Raw genomic sequence first — 16,575 nt, 5'->3', positions numbered from 1 at the left:
GTCCTTGGTGGGTGGTCCTTGGTGATTGGTCCTTGGTGATTGGTCCTTGGTGATTGGTCCTTGGTGATTGGTCCTTGGTCCCTTAACAAATGACAAATGACAACTGACAACTGACAAATGACAACTGACAACTGACAACTGACAACTGACAACTGACAACTGACAACTGACAACTGACAACTGACATGGGGAGATTTACTCTTGTTGTTGGAAAATTCTTTCACGCAGTTGGGTGAATCCTCCTGAGTCGATTTGCCACCAGGCGGCAAATCCGACAACGGCACCGATCAGGGTGACGGCGACTAGGAGGGCGATGGTTTGGGCTAGAGTTAATCCGGTGCGATCGCCTCTGGACCTGGGGCGAGGACCTTCTGAGGGGTCTTCATCTTCATAAAGGAGGGCTTTGGAAGCATCGGAAAGTTCCTCCTCGAATACTCCCGTGGGGGGGGGTTGATTGGGGTCGAATAGGACCAGTTTTTCCGGGGAGATGCGGCAATAGCTGAGGACGACGGAAACGTTATCATGGCCGTTCTTTTCATTGGCAAGGTCTACCCACCATTGGGCCGCTGTTTCGACGGAAATTGCCCCGCTAAACAGATCATGGGCGCAATCGGACCAAAATTGCTCTACGCGATCGTTATCGCTCAATCCGTCGGAACAGAGGAGCAGCAACCCATCTTCTTCTAGGAGAAACCGTTGAATTTGGGGCCGCAATAAGTCCCCTTCCCGGGTGCCGAGGGCTTGGGTGAGTGCCCCTCCGTCCCGTCTTCGCACGGATTGGGAATAAGGGGCGCGACCGAGGCGGACCTCTCGGGAGGCGACGTCATCATCTACGGTGAGTTGTTGACAATAGTTGGGAGTAATCCAGTAGGCGCGACTGTCGCCAATCTGAACGACATAGAGTTCATGGGCGTTGGCAAATTCTTTACCACTGGGGGTGGTGACTTTTTGGGGGAGTTGCAGGGTCATGACTAGGGTGGTCCCCATGCGCTGTCGGGAAGCCCGTCCTTGTTTGTCATTTTGGGCGGCGATCGTGTTGTTGACGACGCGCAGAATGGCTTCTAATTGTTCGCTGACGACTTCGGGCATGGCGAGGCCCGGTTCTTCGGCAATTTCCCGCATCAGGGCTTGGAGGGGCAGTTTGAGGGCTTGGACGGCCAGTTGACTGGCGACTTCCCCCCCTTCATGTCCTCCGACGCCATCACAGACTACGGAGAAGTGATTGAGGAGGGGATGGGTATGGGGTTTATCAATTTGGGCGATGTCGTTGAGGGTGGGATAGCAGGAATCTTCGTTATGGTGGCGATTGGGTCCTGAGTCGCTGATTCCGGCGACGCGCAGACGGAGGGGGAGTTGGGCGGTGAGTTCGAGGAGGAGTTGGTTGACTTGGGGGGCGACTGCCTTGATGTCGGCATTGGGACGGCGCATTTGTTTGCCAATGTCTTGGAGGCGATCGCCTACTGGGGCGACCACTTTTCCCGCCCAAGTTAACCAGTGATAGCCTAAATCTTGTAAATCCGGTTGGGTAATTAAACTGGCATCGCCATAGAGTTCTCGCAACCAAATTCGCGATCCCTGAACCCGGATATTATCAGCTTTGAGTAAGCTAGAAGCAACGCCCAGTTCGAGTAAGGGGGTCCAGAGTTCCAGAATTTGCCATAACCAATAGACTTGGCGGACTGGGGGAGTCTGGGGCCAAAGTTCCAACATTCCCGGGTAAAGAGTGGCGGTGTTGCCATCGACGGGGACATTATCGAGTAATAACAGATTGGCGGCGTTGGGTCCTTCCCCGAGGGGACAAAACCCGTAGACCTCGGGGATATGAAGGCGATGGGGATATAATTTAAGGTAGGCTAGAATCGCCTCGGGTAATGTCTCTGGAACGAAGGGGGCCAAGGCGGGTTGAGTATCGAGCCAAATTTGGGGACTGACCACAAGGTAGCGATCGCCGATGAGTTCGCCAATGGGATACCCGGCTGCTGCGGAACCCACCGCCCACAAGTAGCGATACAGCAAGGGAGTTTGACAAGCATCACAGAACCGATTTCCCACGGGGTTTTCGGGCTGGGTACAGGTTGGATTCGGACAATAGAGTGGCTCAGAACTGCTCATAATCTCTGCGTGCAATGACAGTATGAAAAGAAGGCGATCGTTCCTGGCGATCGGTCCAAAGCCAGCCTACACTGGTTGTAGCTACTCCAAACAGCCTCGACAGCTACAGTGCCGCCAGTCGGGGAACGCCAATCGGAAGATTTTAGGGACTGGATGGACCCGGGGTCGGTGGATTGGCGAGGAAGACCCCATTAATTTTATCCCGAACCTAGTCCAATCGGCGATCGCGACCGGAAGACAATCTCGTAATCTATCTTAACCTTGGAAGAAAACGCTATGGCACTTGACCCTATCTCTGCCATTCTCCTGTTTTTCAGCCAGCTTAATCCAGCAGTCTTATGGTTAGCAGTTGGCATCATTCTCTGTGGGATGGAACTGGTTCTCCCCACTGCCTTTGTGGAGTTTTTGCCCGGAGTCAGTGCTTTAATTGTGGCCGGACTGTCTCTATTTATCCCGAATTTTTTCATTCAGGTGGTGTTATGGGTGGCACTCTCGGCAGCCTTTATTGTGCTGTCTAGGCGGTTTTTAGCTAAACAAAAAGTTCCCAAGTCCCTCGCGCAAGCAGAGGAGGCGCAAACCTTAACGGCAATTCCTCCAGGAGAGGCAGGACGGGTGATCTACGATGGGAACTCTTGGCGGGCTAAATGTTCGGATCCCGAACAGGCGATCGCCCCCCATCAACCTGTCTTTGTCGTCGGACGCCAAGGGAATACTTTGATTGTTATTCCCGAGCATCTGTTGCATTCATAAACTTACTTGATTCCAAGGTGATTGGGTGAACTTGATGGTTACCTTTACCCCTGCTTTGATGTTTTCAATTTAAACCAGCTTCAACTTTAACTTGGAGGTTTACGGTGGAACAATTCATCTTTATTATATTTTTGGCCCTTGGGGGTTCTGCCCTAGCCGGTAGTGTCAAAATTATCAATCAAGGCAATGAAGCCTTGGTTGAAACCCTGGGAAAATATAACGGCAGAAAGTTAGAACCGGGACTGCGATTACTCACCCCCTTTCTGGACAAAGTTGTTTACAAAGGAACGATTCGGGAAAAAGTCTTAGACATCCCCCCCCAACAATGTATTACTCGGGATAATGTTTCGATTAGTGTGGATGCAGTGGTCTACTGGCGGATTATGGACATGGAAAAAGCCTACTATAAAGTAGAGAATCTCCAGTCGGCAATGGTGAACCTAGTTTTAACTCAAATTCGCTCAGAAATGGGTAAGCTGGAACTGGACCAAACCTTTACCGCCCGGTCCGAAATTAATGAGATTTTATTGCGAGAATTAGATGTTTCTACGGACCCCTGGGGTGTGAAAGTTACCCGGGTAGAATTGCGGGATATCGTCCCCTCTAAAGCGGTGCAAGATTCGATGGAATTGCAGATGGCAGCGGAACGTCGCAAACGGGCGGCAATTTTAACCTCTGAAGGGGAAAGAGAGTCAGCCGTTAATAATGCCCGAGGCAAAGCAGAGGCGCAGGTTTTAGATGCGGAAGCGCGTCAAAAAGCAGTCATTCTTGATGCAGAAGCGCAACAAAAGACCATTGTTTTGAAAGCGCAAGCAGTCCGCCAAGAGCAAGTTTTGAAAGCGCAAGCAACCGCAGAAGCCCTGCAAATTATCGCGAAAACTCTCAAAACTGACCCAAATGCTCGCGAATCTTTACAGTTTTTAGTCGCTCAACAATATATGGAAATGGGATTAAAAATTGGCGCGAGTGAGAGCAGTAAAGTGATGTTTATGGACCCGCGCACGATTCCAGCTACCTTGGAAGGAATGCGATCGATTGTTAGCGACCAAGAACGGTAAGGAACGACTGAAGTCGTTACTACGAACTAAGAAAGAGAACGACTGAAGTCGTTACTACGAACTAAGAAAGAGAACGACTGAAGTCGTTACTACGAACTAAGAAGTTAAATTTCCATGTTTGTAGTAACGACTTCAGTCGTTATCCCCAAGAGTTCAATTTAAACCCCGCCATTTTGTTGCAATAGATGACATTTATTGCAAAGTCCAAAAAACTCTAAGGTATGGTAAAATATTTTAAATCCGTGAGCCTTTTGTAGTTCCACTTCTAACTGATGAACCGGACATTCATCGAGGGGGATGGAGATGCCACATTGTAAACAAGTCAGGTGGTGCCGGTCCTGTTTGAGGCAACTATAAAGGGACTCGCCATTTGCCAAGGTCCGCACCTGGACGACTCCTTCCAACTTCAACGCTTCCAAGGCGCGATAGACGGTGGCAAGACTGACGCTTTGGTTACGATGGCGCAACTCGACATAAATATCCTGCGCTGAAATGGAATCGTTGAGGGTTTTGAGGAAATTGAGAATACGTTCTTGAGACCGGGTGCGTTTGACTGTCATGGGATTAGATTAACATCTACATGGGTTCGTCTGGCCTACATTTCTGAAGTTAGACGAGGTTGAGGGTTTGAAAAAAGCCCGGGTGTCAGTTTGGGGATTAACTACTGGGGAGTTTGAGGGGTTCTAAGTCCCGCGCTGTACCAGAATGGTCAGGGTCGGGATACATGGACCCCTCAAGTCAATTAAAGGGGTCGATGCCCTGAAAATTGACAATCAGTGGGATTGTCATGCTATAATATTATCGCAAATTATTTTTACGGTAATGCTGAGAGCGAACAAGTACAGAATTTATCCAACCTCCGAGCAAAGACAACACCTTGCTCAGAGTTTTGGTTGCTGTAGATTCGCATGGAACTACGCTCTCAATCTTACCAACGAAACCTACAAAGCTACAGGGAAGGGTCTGGGTCGCTTTGCCATTCAGAAGGAGATAACCAATCTCAAGAAAGAATATGAATGGATGAGAGAGCCTTATTCCCAATGCTTACAGGTGGTGGCCCTAAATTTGTCTAGGGCTTTTATCAACTTTTTTGAAGGGAGGGCGGCTTATCCTCAATTCAAGTCAAAGCACCGTAACCAATCCATTAGTTATCCTCAGAATGTCTCTATTGTAGAAGATGGCATCAAATTTCCCAAGATGGGAATTGTTCATGCCAGACTACACAGACCTATTGAAGGGGCAATCAGAACCGTTACGGTGTCGATGAATGCCTCATGCCAATACTTTGCCTCTGTCCTAGTCGATGATGGGGAAGATATCCCCGAAAAAACGACTGAAGGTAAAGCGGTAGGTATTGATTTAGGGTTGACTCATTTTGCTATCACCTCCGATGGGTCTAAGTTTGACAACCCCCGTTGGTTAGCTAAACATGAGAAAAATCTAAGAACCAAACAGAAGCGGCTATCCAGAAGACAGAAAGGCTCTAACAACCGCAACAAAACCCGTAAGCAGGTAGCCGGGGTACACAACAAAATATCTCGATGCAGGTCAGATTTCCACCACAAACTGTCGCGCAGGATGGTAGACGAAAACCAAGTCATAGTGGTAGAAAATCTAGCAGTTAGGAACCTGGTCAGAAACCACTGTCTCGCTAAAGCAATCAGTCAGGTTGGATGGGGTCAGTTCTGTACCATGCTGAAGTACAAAGCAGAGCAAGAAGGGAAAGTTTACCTTGAGGTAGACCGCTTCTTTCCTAGCTCAAAAACCTGCAATGTTTGCCTCAATCAAGTAAGCAGCCTGACCCTTGATATGAGGTTTTGGCAGTGTGAAAAATGTCAAACGAAGCACGATAGAGACATAAACGCGGCTAAGAACATCAGAGATGAAGGACTGCGGATTTTATCCTCGGGGACCGGGGAGTTCGCCTACCGCCCAGGTGTAAGACGAGATAGTAGAGGACGCAAGAAATCCACTCTTTCGCAATCTGTTGGGTAGGAAGCCGACGGTGTAATCTCTGATTCACCGTTCGGTAGTTCACAATAAAAGATGCTGTGGCATCTAATGGCATTATCACCAGAAGTTAGGGCGGATTGTTGTGACTTTAAAGAAATATCAGGCTCATATCTATGTTACTCTGCGGCCTTCGGTTTTGGATCCGGCAGGAACTGCTGTGGAGTCGGGACTGCAAAAAATGGGCGATCGCAATGTGGAAGGGGTCCGCATTGGCAAATATGTGGAATTGACGATTACTTCGGAATCCCCGGAAGCAGCAACGAAACAACTCGATCGCATTTGTGACCAACTTTTAGCCAATCCGGTGATTGAGAACTATCGGTTTGAGTTAGTTGAAGTAGCAACCATGATGAAAGCGGGGGCATAATACGGTGAAATTTGGAGTTGTAGTCTTTCCCGGTTCCAATTGCGATCGCGATGTGGCGTATGTCACCCAAGGATTGCTCGACTGCCCTACTCGGTTAGTCTGGCATCAGGAGACGGATATCTCGGATTTGGATGTGGTGGTGTTACCCGGAGGGTTTAGCTACGGCGATTATTTACGCTGTGGGGCGATCGCGCAATTTTCCCCTGTCATGGCGGAAATCATCAAACACGCCGAACAGGGTAAATTAGTCCTGGGAATTTGTAATGGGTTCCAAGTCTTAACCGAAGCGGGACTGCTACCTGGGGCCTTAATTAGAAATCGCGACTTGCACTTTATCTGCGATCGCGTCCCGATGAAGGTGGAAAATACCCGTCTGCCTTGGACTTCCAACTACCAATCCGGGGAAATCATCACCCTGCCGATCGCCCACGGGGAGGGCCGCTACTATGCCGATGCGGATACTCTCGCCCAACTGGAAGACAATGGACAGGTGGTGTTTCGCTATTGCAGTCCCCAAGGGGAGAGTAACTCAGACAGTAATCCCAATGGGTCCTTAAATCAGATTGCCGGAATCTGTAATTCCCGAGGGAATGTCCTGGGGATGATGCCCCATCCGGAACGGGCATCGGACCCGATGTTGGGAGATACGGATGGGATGAAATTGTTTGAAAGTGTTTTGAATGCGGCGATCGCAGCAGTCCGATAACGCTTTGGAGTGAGCTAAGGGGTTCTCTGAGCCCTCCCCTTGGCAAGGGGAGGGTTGGGTGGGGTCTACCCATTCAGCAACACAACGACCTTTGATACCCGGATTTGCTTGAAATCCTCATGGGGTAAAGGATTAAACCTTTGAAAATTCCCGGGGAGTGGACCCCACCCTAACCCTCCCCTTGCCAAGGGGAGGGGACCGGAAGTGTGCTTACAGCGGTTAGGTCTTTTTTTTCGGGTGTCATGTCGGTACTGTATCGGTCAGAAAACGGGTTTTTTGTGAAAATTTGGAGCAACTCGTGCTAAATCTGGGCCAGTTAGACAAGTAGACAAGTAGGGTGGGCACTGCCCACCTGAATTACGGTGGGCAGTGCCCACCCTACTTGTCTATTATATTGATGCGTTCAATTAGAAAAACAATTCCCCGAATGCTACCAATGGAAATGGGACCTCAATTGCGATAAGCTAGGATTGAATTTCCCCGAGACAGGAATGGGGAAGGGGGTGCATTTGGAACGGGCGAAAAAATAGAATTATAAACGTCATGGTTACGGGGAAACGAATTCACAACTGATTCAATCGTGAAACGAACCCAGGAAAACCCAGTTGTTCAGACTAAAGAAGGGAGGGAGATCGTGAGGTCACCTAAGTTAATGGGATGGGTGTTAGCGTTGTCTGTGATGATAACACCTCAGTTAGCCGTTGGACAATCTATTGAAGAACTTTCGCAACAGGGCAATACTGCATTTACGGCGGGAAATTATGCCCAAGCGGAACAGATTTGGCGTCAGATTGTGACGATGGATGCCAATAATTCAGCGGCTCATATTTGGTTAGGGTTATCCTTATTTTATCAGGATAAGGTGGAGGAGGCGATCGCCCAGTATCGGCAAGCGTTGGCATTGGATCCGAATAATGCCAGTGCGTATAATAATTTGGGAAATGCCTACACCGATCGCCAACAACATGAGGAGGCGATCGCCGCTTATCAGCAAGCATTACGTCTGAATCCGGATCAAGCTCAGACTTATTTTAATTTAGGGTTTGCCCTCACTGCGGTGAAGCGAGGAGATGAGGCAGTTGCGGCGTATCGGCGCGCAGTCGAACTTGATCCGAATGATGCGGAAGCGCAGGTGAAAATTGCCAATTTGCTGGTGCGGCAGAATAAGTTAGAGGAGGCGATCGCCGCTTATCGGACGGCGATCGGGCTGAATGCCAATGATGCGGAGGCACATCTGAATTTGGGGTTAGCTTTAGCGCGTCAGGATAAAGTAGACGAGGCGATCGCCGCTTATCGGCAAGCGCTGAATATCAATCCCAATCTCGCCGAGGTGCATAATAATTTGGGGGTGATGTTGCGACGGCAGAACCAGTTAGAGGAAGCGACTGCTGCTTATGAACGGGCGATCGCTATCTCACCGAATCTGGCTACAGCGTATAATGGATTAGCCGCAGTATATCGCGAACAGGGCAACCTCGACGAGGCAATTGCCACCTATCGCCGTGCTTTAGCTTTACCGGATCGACCGGCAAATCCAGCCAGTGCTCATACTTTAGCCCATAATGGCTTGGGGCTAACTCTGAAGCAACAAGGCAACATTGCAGAGGCGATCGAGCAATTCCAACGGGCGATCGAACTCTCCCCCAATTACGCCCCAGCGCAATATAATCTCACCCAAGCCCAACAACAAGCCAATTAATTCACCCAAAGGACGCGGCAATACCGCGTCCTTTTGAACGGGTGAAATTTCCTTACTTCAACTCAAATGCGGGAATGTATGACGGAGCCAGCCACCCCACTTGTTCTAGTAAAGAGGCGCGATCCCAATACAGTCGTTCATAGGCTATTTTGCCATCCCGAAATCCGACCACAATCACGATTAACATTTCAATTTTTTTGTGCGTAATTGGAATATTGGGCAGAACAAAAATATCCTGTGAGTGGGTAAAAGAAAAGGATTGCTCATCGACAATTTGCGTTTCACCCACGGTGCGAGATATTAATTTTCCCTGAGTATCAGGGGGTAATTTTCCGATGAAGTAGTTGGCATAAAATTTTTCAATTTCTGCTTTACCCGAGGCAATCGTAGAGAGAGGAACTAGATTGACATAGGCATCCTCGGTCATGGTTTTCAAGGCTGCTTGAACATCTAGGTTGAAAAATTCAGCCGCTTGATGAGCTTCCCAAATTTCTACTAAGTTGGGGTTAGGAGTGACGGAAGATAAAGATGTATTCTTCATGGATTTATCGCCTAAAATTGGTCAACCTTCCCTGATGAGGGGAACCTAATCCTATCAAGTCCGGTTAATTTTATCAAAATTCCTGGGTGTGGTGTTCCGGACTTGAATTTTTAGGCGATCGCATCCTGAATCGACACCACTTTCCTTGTTCCTGCTGCCTTCACCAACGCCTGAAAAATCCGCTGATGAGAGATATCCTCCGGAGACAATTCGGGATGCCACTGCACGGCGATCGCAAAAGAACAGTGCTGATGTTCCACCGCCTCAATCACATAATCCCCCACCGACTCCGCCACCACCCGCCAACCCGGTGCTAAATTTCTCACCGCTTGATGATGCCAGGATACCACCTCAATCTCCATTTTTCCAATAATCCCACCTAAGCGACTGCTGGACAGAATTCTCACGGTATGCTTTGCCGGATAAAGATGACCCGGTGCCGGGACTAACCGATGCTGAACCTGCATCCCATACTCATCGGGAACATGAGTCACCAAAGTTCCCCCACAGGCAACGATCGCCACCTCCATGCCGCGACAAATCCCCAAAAATGGCAGATCTTTTTCCAGGCACAACCGCGTTAATGTGAGTTCAAATTCATCCCGTTCTGAGTCAATATTATAAATACAAGGATGAGACGACCCCTGATAGGCACTCGGGTCAATATCCCCACCCCCTGATAAAATCAACCCATCGATCCGTTCCAAAACTTCCGCCGGATTCGGTTCTCCCGGGGGTAACAGTACCGGAATGCCACCTGCGGCGCGGACTGCATCAACGTAACTTGCGGCAAGGGAAAAAGCGGTGACTCCGTTTCTGCCATAAGTGCTAATGCCAATCAGAGGTGCTTTCAGAGATTTAGTCATAACAGGAGAGTAGCAACGTAGGAGGGTATGAAAGAATCTCCTTTTATCTTCACCGTTTTAAGTAAAAAAGCAGTATAAAAAATTGCAATTTAATCCAATGGAATAAACAGTCCATTCTTCTCCTCGTGATTCGCTTGCCACAACCAGAAACCCGTTGGGTCTCCTATTTTCAACCCAGGAGTTCTGGATTGACATCAATGGGAGGGGCGGGGGCGAGCATATCAACTGGGGATAGTTGATCCATCTATTTTTGTAGTGTACCCAAAAAAAAGCAGGCGATCGCCATGAGTCGGAAAAAAAATTAAAGCGTCATGATTAGCATCTTTGAGTTGAAGTAGAAGAGTAGGGTGGGCAATGCCCACCGTCAGTGAGGTGGGCATTGCCCACCCTACAATTGCTCTATAAAATGATTGAGACAGGCTGTGGAGATTCTCTCTCCTTGCAGTCAGTTTGGCAAAGGGTTTGGTAAACTCAATTATATGCGATCGCCTTGCTCATCTGGTCCAGTCAACCTCTAGGGATAATCACACTGAAAACATTGGAAAGCGTAACTGATTCAGCACCCCTTAGTCCGAGTCTCCAACCCAGGGACCTGTCATGGCCCTTTTGGTTGGCGATGCCGCTGTACCCTTATGGCAGAAGACGCACCCTCTGTCAAGAAGTGGTCAAAGATACCCTCTGGACTTTTGAGCAGATTCAGGGCATTCTCTATGTCGTAGTTCCCATTCGCATGACGGTGGTCAAATTGGAACGGGGGGGATTATTGGTCTATGCACCGATCGCCCCAACGCCGGAATGTGTGAGGCAAGTTCAGGCATTAGAGTCTCAACATGGTCCGGTTAAATATATTATCCTACCCACGGTTTCCGGACTGGAACATAAGGTATTTGTCGGTCCGTTTGCGCGCCGTTTTCCCCTGGCGCAGGTGTTTGTAGCGCCCTCTCAATGGAGTTTTCCCCTCAATTTGCCTTTGAGTTGGTTAGGGTTGCCGCAACGACGCACCCAAGTGTTACCCCAAGATAGTAGCAAAGCCCCCTTTGCCGATGAGTTTGATTATGAAATTCTGGGCCCAATTGATTTAGGATTGGGACGATTTGGGGAAGTGGCGTTTTTCCATAGATCATCGCGATCGCTGTTAGTCACGGATTCTGTGCTATCTATCCCCGAAGACCCCCCGGCAGTCGTGGAACTTGACCCTTATCCCCTGCTGTTTCATGCGCGGGATAATGCTGCTGATGTTCGGGAAGATACTCCCGCTAATCGTCGTCAAGGATGGCAGCGAATTTGTCTGTTTGCATTTTATTTCCGCCCTAGCACATTAAATACCCTGAAACTCAGACAAGCGTTTCAACTGGCGCGCCACGTCAGCGATCGCTCCAAAAAAGCCTATTTTGGCATCTTCCCCTTCGACTGGCAACCGGACTGGAAACAATCCTTTAACCTCCTGCGCGCCGATGGCAGACTGTTTGTCGCCCCCATCCTGCAAACCTTGATTCTCAACCGCGCCCCCCAGGAAACTCTCACTTGGGCTGATACCGTTGCCCGTTGGCAGTTTGAACGGATTGTTCCCTGTCACTTAGACTCGCCCCTGGATGTCGGTCCCCAAGCATTTCGGCAGGCGTTTAATTTTTTAGAACAGCCATCGGGGGGAAGTAACGAGACTACGGGGGAGAGTTCATCTTTGAGCGATCGCGATTTTGCCACCTTGCGAACCATCGACGAACTCCTCGATCGCTGGCGAATTACACCCCCTCGTCAGGATAGAGTATAATTTTCCTCGGACAGAATTCCGCCCGCTGGTAACAGATTGCCGATCCGGGCGATCGCATCGACAATATGTCAGAACCTACGCAATATTTAACATAAACCCCTAAATGTAGAGGCGATTCGCGAATCGCCTCTACAGGGTTGGATTCTCAAAATTTGCATAAGTCCTGTATTCCAAGTTGAAAGGACGATCCGTCTCTGTCATCTACCTCAAGAGAGAGTTCCCTCAGACGCCGAAATTGTTAACGTTCGATCGCCAGAAAATCCGCTTCTGCCCCTATTCGTCAAAAAACTTCATGAAGAATTGTAAAAATTTTAATACACTTGAGAGGGACAACAACACAACCAGAGGACCGTCTCATGCTAGAGTTATATCAATTTGAACTGTCGCAATACAGCGAAAAAGTCAGACTCATCCTGGATTACAAAGGATTAGAGTACCGCAAAGTGGAAGTCACCCCAGGGGTTGGACAGATCGAAGTCTACCAACTTTCCGGGCAATCCCAAGTCCCCATCCTCAAAGATGGCAGTACCGTAATTGCCGATTCCACCAAAATCGCCAAATACTTAGACGAAAAATATCCCGATCGCCCGATTCTCCCCACCGACCCCACAGAACGAGGATTGTGCCTGATGATGGAAGAATGGGCGGATGAATCCATTGGCACCAAAAGCCGAGTCGTCCTGTTTCAGGGAATCAGTCAGGATCAAAGTTTCCGCAGTGCACTCCTGCCGTCGAGTACCCCGGATTTCCTCAGAAATCTGATTGAAGCGGTGCCATCGGACCTCCTGAGAACCCTCGGTTCGGGTCTCGGTGCCTCCCCAGATGCCGTAAAATCCGCTGAGGACGCCATCAAACAAGATTTAGAAGCCCTCTGCTTGATTTTGCAAGATCGTCCCTATTTAACCGGCAATCAGCCGACCCTAGCGGATTTAGCCGTAGCTGGATTATCCATCCTGCTCAAATTCCCTGCCGGACCTTATCTGGATATTCCCGAAAAATTGCGTGGCAAAGGCGTGGCGGGAATTGCGGACCATCCCCTGTATGAACCCTTTTTCACCTGGCGCGATCGCCTCTATGCCGAATTCCGCAAACCCTTACCCTACGCCCCTGCTACTCCTATTGGTACAGGTCAAAAACCGACCTCCATTGAGATAGAATAAGCGATAACTCCGGTCAAAAAAGTATGTATGCGCTCAAAGCATACATACTTTTTTTATGGGTTTCTAGGGGAATCTGCATAAATTCTGTGCTATTTTTTTTCAGGATGAACCGTAAACTAACCTTGACAAGCAATTGTAGGGTGGGCACTGCCCACCGTAAGTAAGGTGGGCAGTGCCCACCCTACAATTACTCAAAGCATACATACTTTTTTTATGGGTTTCTAGGGGAGGCTGCATAAATTCTGTGCTATTTTTTTTTAAAAGATTAACCGTAAGCTAACCTTGACAAGACAAAATCATGTAGAATTTTTCATCAAGGTGTTGAAATAGCAGCATTTCCTTTCCCTTTCCCTTTCCCTTTCCCTTTATAAAAATTGCCCTATGAATTCCGATCGCCCATTAGGTTCTGTTATCCAAGGTTCTCTGAGTAAAGGTTTAGAAGTCAAATTACATCCCGATGTCTCCGTCGAAGAGATGCGAGTCGGAAAATTTTTAGTCGTCCGAGGGGTGCGATCGCATTTCTTCTGTTTACTCACCGATGTCTGTTTAGGAACCACCAACGAGCGGATTTCCATCAATCCTCCCCACCCGGAAGATACCTTCATGCAGGAAGTGCTCGCAGGCAGCAGCACTTATGGAAAAATCGAACTCTCCCCCATGTTAATGCTCACCCCAGAAGCAGACGAAGGGGGATGGAGTCCGAATTCTCTGCTCAAAACCTCCGCCAATAACGGACTGAAAACTAACGGATTGGCCTCTTATCAAGCCAATACCACGGGAGAAATGCAGTTAAGGCCGGTTAAAACCATTCCTAGCCACTTTTCCCAAGTTCACGATGCCAGTGAGAGGGATTTTCGCCTTGTCTTTGGTTGGGAAGATGACCCCCATCGCCGCAACTTTGCGATCGGTCAACCCCTAGATATGAATGTTCCCGTTTGCATCGACCTCGATCGCTTCGTCGAACGCAGTAACGGCGTATTTGGCAAATCCGGCACCGGCAAATCCTTCCTCACCCGCCTCCTCCTCTCCGGCATCATCCGCAAACAAGCTGCCGTGAATCTGATCTTTGATATGCACTCGGAATATGGCTGGGAAGCTGCCACCGAAGGCAAACAATTTAGTACCGTCAAAGGCTTACGGCAACTCTTCCCCAACGAAGTCGAAGTCTACACCCTCGACCCCGAATCCACCCGCCGACGCGGAGTCCGCGATGCTCAAGAATTGTATCTCGCCTATGACCAAATCGAAGTCGAAGATATCCGGTTAGTCTCACGGGAGTTAAACCTCTCCGAAGCCAGTATCGAAAATGCAATTATTCTCCGCAATGAATTTGGCACGACTTGGATTACCCAACTCCTAGCCATGAGTAATGAAGACATCCAAATGTTTTGCGATGAAAAGCGCGGGAATAAAGCCTCAATCATGGCATTACAGCGCAAACTCGGACTGTTAGACGAACTCAAGTATATCCGGAATAGCTGCCCGCAAAATTATGTGAAGCAGATTTTGGACAAACTGAATGCCGGTAAACATTTAGTCATTGAGTTTGGGTCTCAGTCGAATATGCTCTCTTATATGTTAGTGACCAATGTCTTGAGTAGGCGGATTCATCGGGCTTATGTGGAAAAATCCGAGATATTTTTACAAACCAAAAACCCCAGCGATCGGCCCAGACAATTGGTAATTACCATCGAAGAAGCCCACCGTTTCCTAGACAGCGCCACCGTCCGCCAAACCATCTTTGGCACGATCGCCCGAGAAATGCGGAAATACTTTGTCACCCTCCTCGTCGTGGATCAACGGCCCTCGGGAATTGATAACGAAGTCATGTCCCAAATCGGCACCCGCATCACCGCGTTACTCAATGATGAAAAAGATATTGATGCCATTTTCACCGGCGTTTCTGGAGGACAAAATCTCAAATCCGTTCTCTCCAAGCTAGATTCCAAGCAACAAGCCCTCGTCCTCGGTCATGCCGTTCCCATGCCCGTGGTGGTCCAAACCCGTGCTTATGATGCCAAATTCTATCAAGAAGTCGGCGATATGGATTGGGAAGGCATGGAAACTGATTTACTATTAACCGCTGCCGAATCAGCTAAATTGGATTTAGGGTTTTAAAAGGGTGCAGGTGAGAGAGTGTCCGAGGATAATCTCTTTAGGTTCCTTCTGATTCCGCTGCCAGATTAAGCGCCTTTACTAGGGCGTCGTTATCCCATTGGTTAGAAACCGGGTTTCTTAACCCAGATGGTGATAATTAGCAACCAATCTGGCCGAGAAACCCGGTTTCTTGTCCTGGAGTAGCCCCGTCAATGTAGGGGCGTATTGCATACGCCCCTGGGGCGCAAGCATTTACTCCGACAGATACCTTGCTTTCAACTGAATCGCTGAGGGGATGACCCCTGTTGGCAAACGCCCGATCGCCAGAGTCTGTTAAGTTTTGCGATCGCTTTGCCGTAGGTTCTGGACTCGTGACTCGTTCCGGTCTACACTGATTCTTATAACTTAGCTTCTCACTCCTCAATTTCACCGCTGTATTTAGAACCGTCAAACCGGGCATTTTTGTCGTGTTTTGGCAATCCTAACTCAATTAGAACTGTCGAATCAATCGGTTCTGGCGATTTCATCAAGTTTAAGATGACTCATCTTCCTAGAGAGGGATAGTCACGGGGCAGATGCCTGATTACTATAGAAATGAAGGCACTTCCGAAGATTGTAAACAATTATAAACCAATTCCGTAATCCAGGAATGCGGTGCTGGATCTACTCAGTAAGAAATAACAATTCTTTTCTTTTCTCAAAAAAAATCACAGTTTTAAATTTCAGTATTTAGGGGGGAATGTAGGGTGCTTAATAAAATTTTTTGCTCGACTATTTCAGAAACTCAGCAGAACCCATCGACCCAAACCCTAGGGTCTCAATGCCTATCCGCATTGAATCTCTGGGCTGCTGGAAGCGTCTGCACTTTAGTAGCCACAGCATACTCTCTCTTTGGCGGGGGAAATCTCGCGGCAGTGGCCAATCCGGTAGCGGTGAGCGCACAATCCGGTCCTTCTGCTGCTTGGGTTGCGGATGCGGCAGCGGTGACGAGAACCAACAATTTACCCGATGGGGTTTATCTCTATGGGGAAACTTCTGAACCGGACCAACTGGGACGAGCCTATCTCATTTTTGAGGTCCGTTCTACTCAACTGATTGGTGCATTTTATATGCCCAGTTCATCGTTTGATTGCTTATATGGGACCGTGGAACCCCAACAGTTAGCCCTGACGATTGTGGATAGTTACGAGGATACTGAGTATTCTTACGCAGTGGGAATTGAACATTCCCCGATCGCCTCTGCCCAAAATCCAGCCCGAGATAATATCGTGCGCTTAGAAGGATTGCAATCCATCTCTACCGTGAGCGAGAATGATCAACGGATTTTGAATGTCTGTAAAGAAAATTATCAGGAACAAGTTTGGCCGCAATAATCCCAGGAACGAAAAAACCGACACCCGACTGGGTGTCGATATCGTAGGAAGCTAACTGTCCC

15 protein-coding genes are annotated in these 16,575 nt (G+C 48.6%); 11 read left to right on the top strand and 4 right to left on the bottom strand.

Annotation, left to right across the window (positions count from 1 at the left end):
• Positions 1-195: 195 nt before the first annotated feature.
• Entirely contained in the window at positions 196-2,112 is a 1,917-nt protein-coding gene (locus tag NG833_RS22065; RefSeq protein ID WP_254567430.1) for a protein phosphatase 2C domain-containing protein, read from the bottom strand.
• 22 nt (positions 2,113-2,134) lie between these two features.
• On the opposite strand from NG833_RS22065, the gene NG833_RS22060 reads away from it, so the two are divergent.
• The 3 genes from NG833_RS22060 to NG833_RS22050 all read left to right on the top strand — a co-directional run bounded on the left by NG833_RS22060 (position 2,135) and on the right by NG833_RS22050 (position 3,920).
• Complete coding sequence (locus NG833_RS22060) at positions 2,135-2,371, top strand: hypothetical protein (protein ID WP_254567429.1); 237 nt, start codon at positions 2,135-2,137, stop codon at positions 2,369-2,371.
• A gap of 17 nt (positions 2,372-2,388) precedes the next feature.
• Positions 2,389-2,862, top strand: coding sequence for an NfeD family protein (locus NG833_RS22055; protein ID WP_254567428.1), 474 nt, complete (start codon positions 2,389-2,391; stop codon positions 2,860-2,862).
• A 104-nt stretch (positions 2,863-2,966) separates the two neighbouring features.
• The gene (locus tag NG833_RS22050; RefSeq protein ID WP_254567427.1) at positions 2,967-3,920 is read left to right on the top strand and encodes an SPFH domain-containing protein; all 954 of its coding nucleotides are present in this window, start codon (positions 2,967-2,969) and stop codon (positions 3,918-3,920) included.
• Between the two features lie 158 nt (positions 3,921-4,078).
• On the opposite strand, the gene NG833_RS22045 is transcribed toward NG833_RS22050, so the two are convergent.
• Positions 4,079-4,480, bottom strand: a complete 402-nt coding sequence (locus NG833_RS22045; protein WP_254567426.1) for a Fur family transcriptional regulator — start codon at positions 4,478-4,480, stop codon at positions 4,079-4,081.
• Between the two features lie 262 nt (positions 4,481-4,742).
• Between NG833_RS22045 and NG833_RS22040 the strand changes: the two genes are divergently transcribed.
• From NG833_RS22040 to NG833_RS22025, 4 genes are all read left to right on the top strand, one after another.
• Complete coding sequence (locus NG833_RS22040; RefSeq protein WP_254567425.1) at positions 4,743-5,915, top strand: transposase; 1,173 nt, start codon at positions 4,743-4,745, stop codon at positions 5,913-5,915.
• Positions 5,916-6,015: 100 nt separating this feature from the next.
• Positions 6,016-6,300, top strand: a complete 285-nt coding sequence (purS, locus tag NG833_RS22035; RefSeq protein WP_015150774.1) for a phosphoribosylformylglycinamidine synthase subunit PurS — start codon at positions 6,016-6,018, stop codon at positions 6,298-6,300.
• Positions 6,301-6,304: 4 nt separating this feature from the next.
• Entirely contained in the window at positions 6,305-7,006 is a 702-nt protein-coding gene (gene purQ / locus NG833_RS22030) for a phosphoribosylformylglycinamidine synthase subunit PurQ (RefSeq protein ID WP_254567424.1), read from the top strand.
• A gap of 634 nt (positions 7,007-7,640) precedes the next feature.
• Complete coding sequence (locus NG833_RS22025) at positions 7,641-8,705, top strand: tetratricopeptide repeat protein (protein WP_254567423.1); 1,065 nt, start codon at positions 7,641-7,643, stop codon at positions 8,703-8,705.
• Between the two features lie 52 nt (positions 8,706-8,757).
• Here the strand turns inward: NG833_RS22025 and NG833_RS22020 are convergent, their stop codons facing one another.
• A complete protein-coding gene (locus NG833_RS22020; RefSeq protein WP_254567422.1) occupies positions 8,758-9,246 on the bottom strand; it encodes an ester cyclase in 489 nt (162 codons plus the stop codon).
• Between the two features lie 110 nt (positions 9,247-9,356).
• Positions 9,357-10,112 (bottom strand): gamma-glutamyl-gamma-aminobutyrate hydrolase family protein, encoded by a 756-nt coding sequence (locus tag NG833_RS22015; RefSeq protein ID WP_254567421.1) that lies wholly within the window; start codon positions 10,110-10,112, stop codon positions 9,357-9,359.
• Between the two features lie 616 nt (positions 10,113-10,728).
• Here NG833_RS22015 and NG833_RS22010 point away from each other — a divergent pair.
• The 4 genes from NG833_RS22010 to NG833_RS21995 all read left to right on the top strand — a co-directional run bounded on the left by NG833_RS22010 (position 10,729) and on the right by NG833_RS21995 (position 16,513).
• A complete protein-coding gene (locus NG833_RS22010) occupies positions 10,729-11,883 on the top strand; it encodes a DUF4336 domain-containing protein (RefSeq protein ID WP_254567431.1) in 1,155 nt (384 codons plus the stop codon).
• A gap of 356 nt (positions 11,884-12,239) precedes the next feature.
• Positions 12,240-13,043, top strand: a complete 804-nt coding sequence (locus NG833_RS22005; protein WP_254567420.1) for a glutathione S-transferase family protein — start codon at positions 12,240-12,242, stop codon at positions 13,041-13,043.
• A gap of 381 nt (positions 13,044-13,424) precedes the next feature.
• Complete coding sequence (locus NG833_RS22000; protein WP_254567419.1) at positions 13,425-15,161, top strand: ATP-binding protein; 1,737 nt, start codon at positions 13,425-13,427, stop codon at positions 15,159-15,161.
• Between the two features lie 725 nt (positions 15,162-15,886).
• A complete protein-coding gene (locus tag NG833_RS21995) occupies positions 15,887-16,513 on the top strand; it encodes a hypothetical protein (protein ID WP_254567418.1) in 627 nt (208 codons plus the stop codon).
• The last annotated feature ends 62 nt before the right edge of the window (positions 16,514-16,575 follow it).

Source organism: Oscillatoria sp. HE19RPO (assembly GCF_024220515.1).
Classification (GTDB): Bacteria; Cyanobacteriota; Cyanobacteriia; order Cyanobacteriales; family Laspinemataceae; genus Laspinema.
The sequence above is the reverse complement of the archived record's forward strand: the minus strand, read 5'-3'. Positions and strand labels throughout refer to the sequence as shown.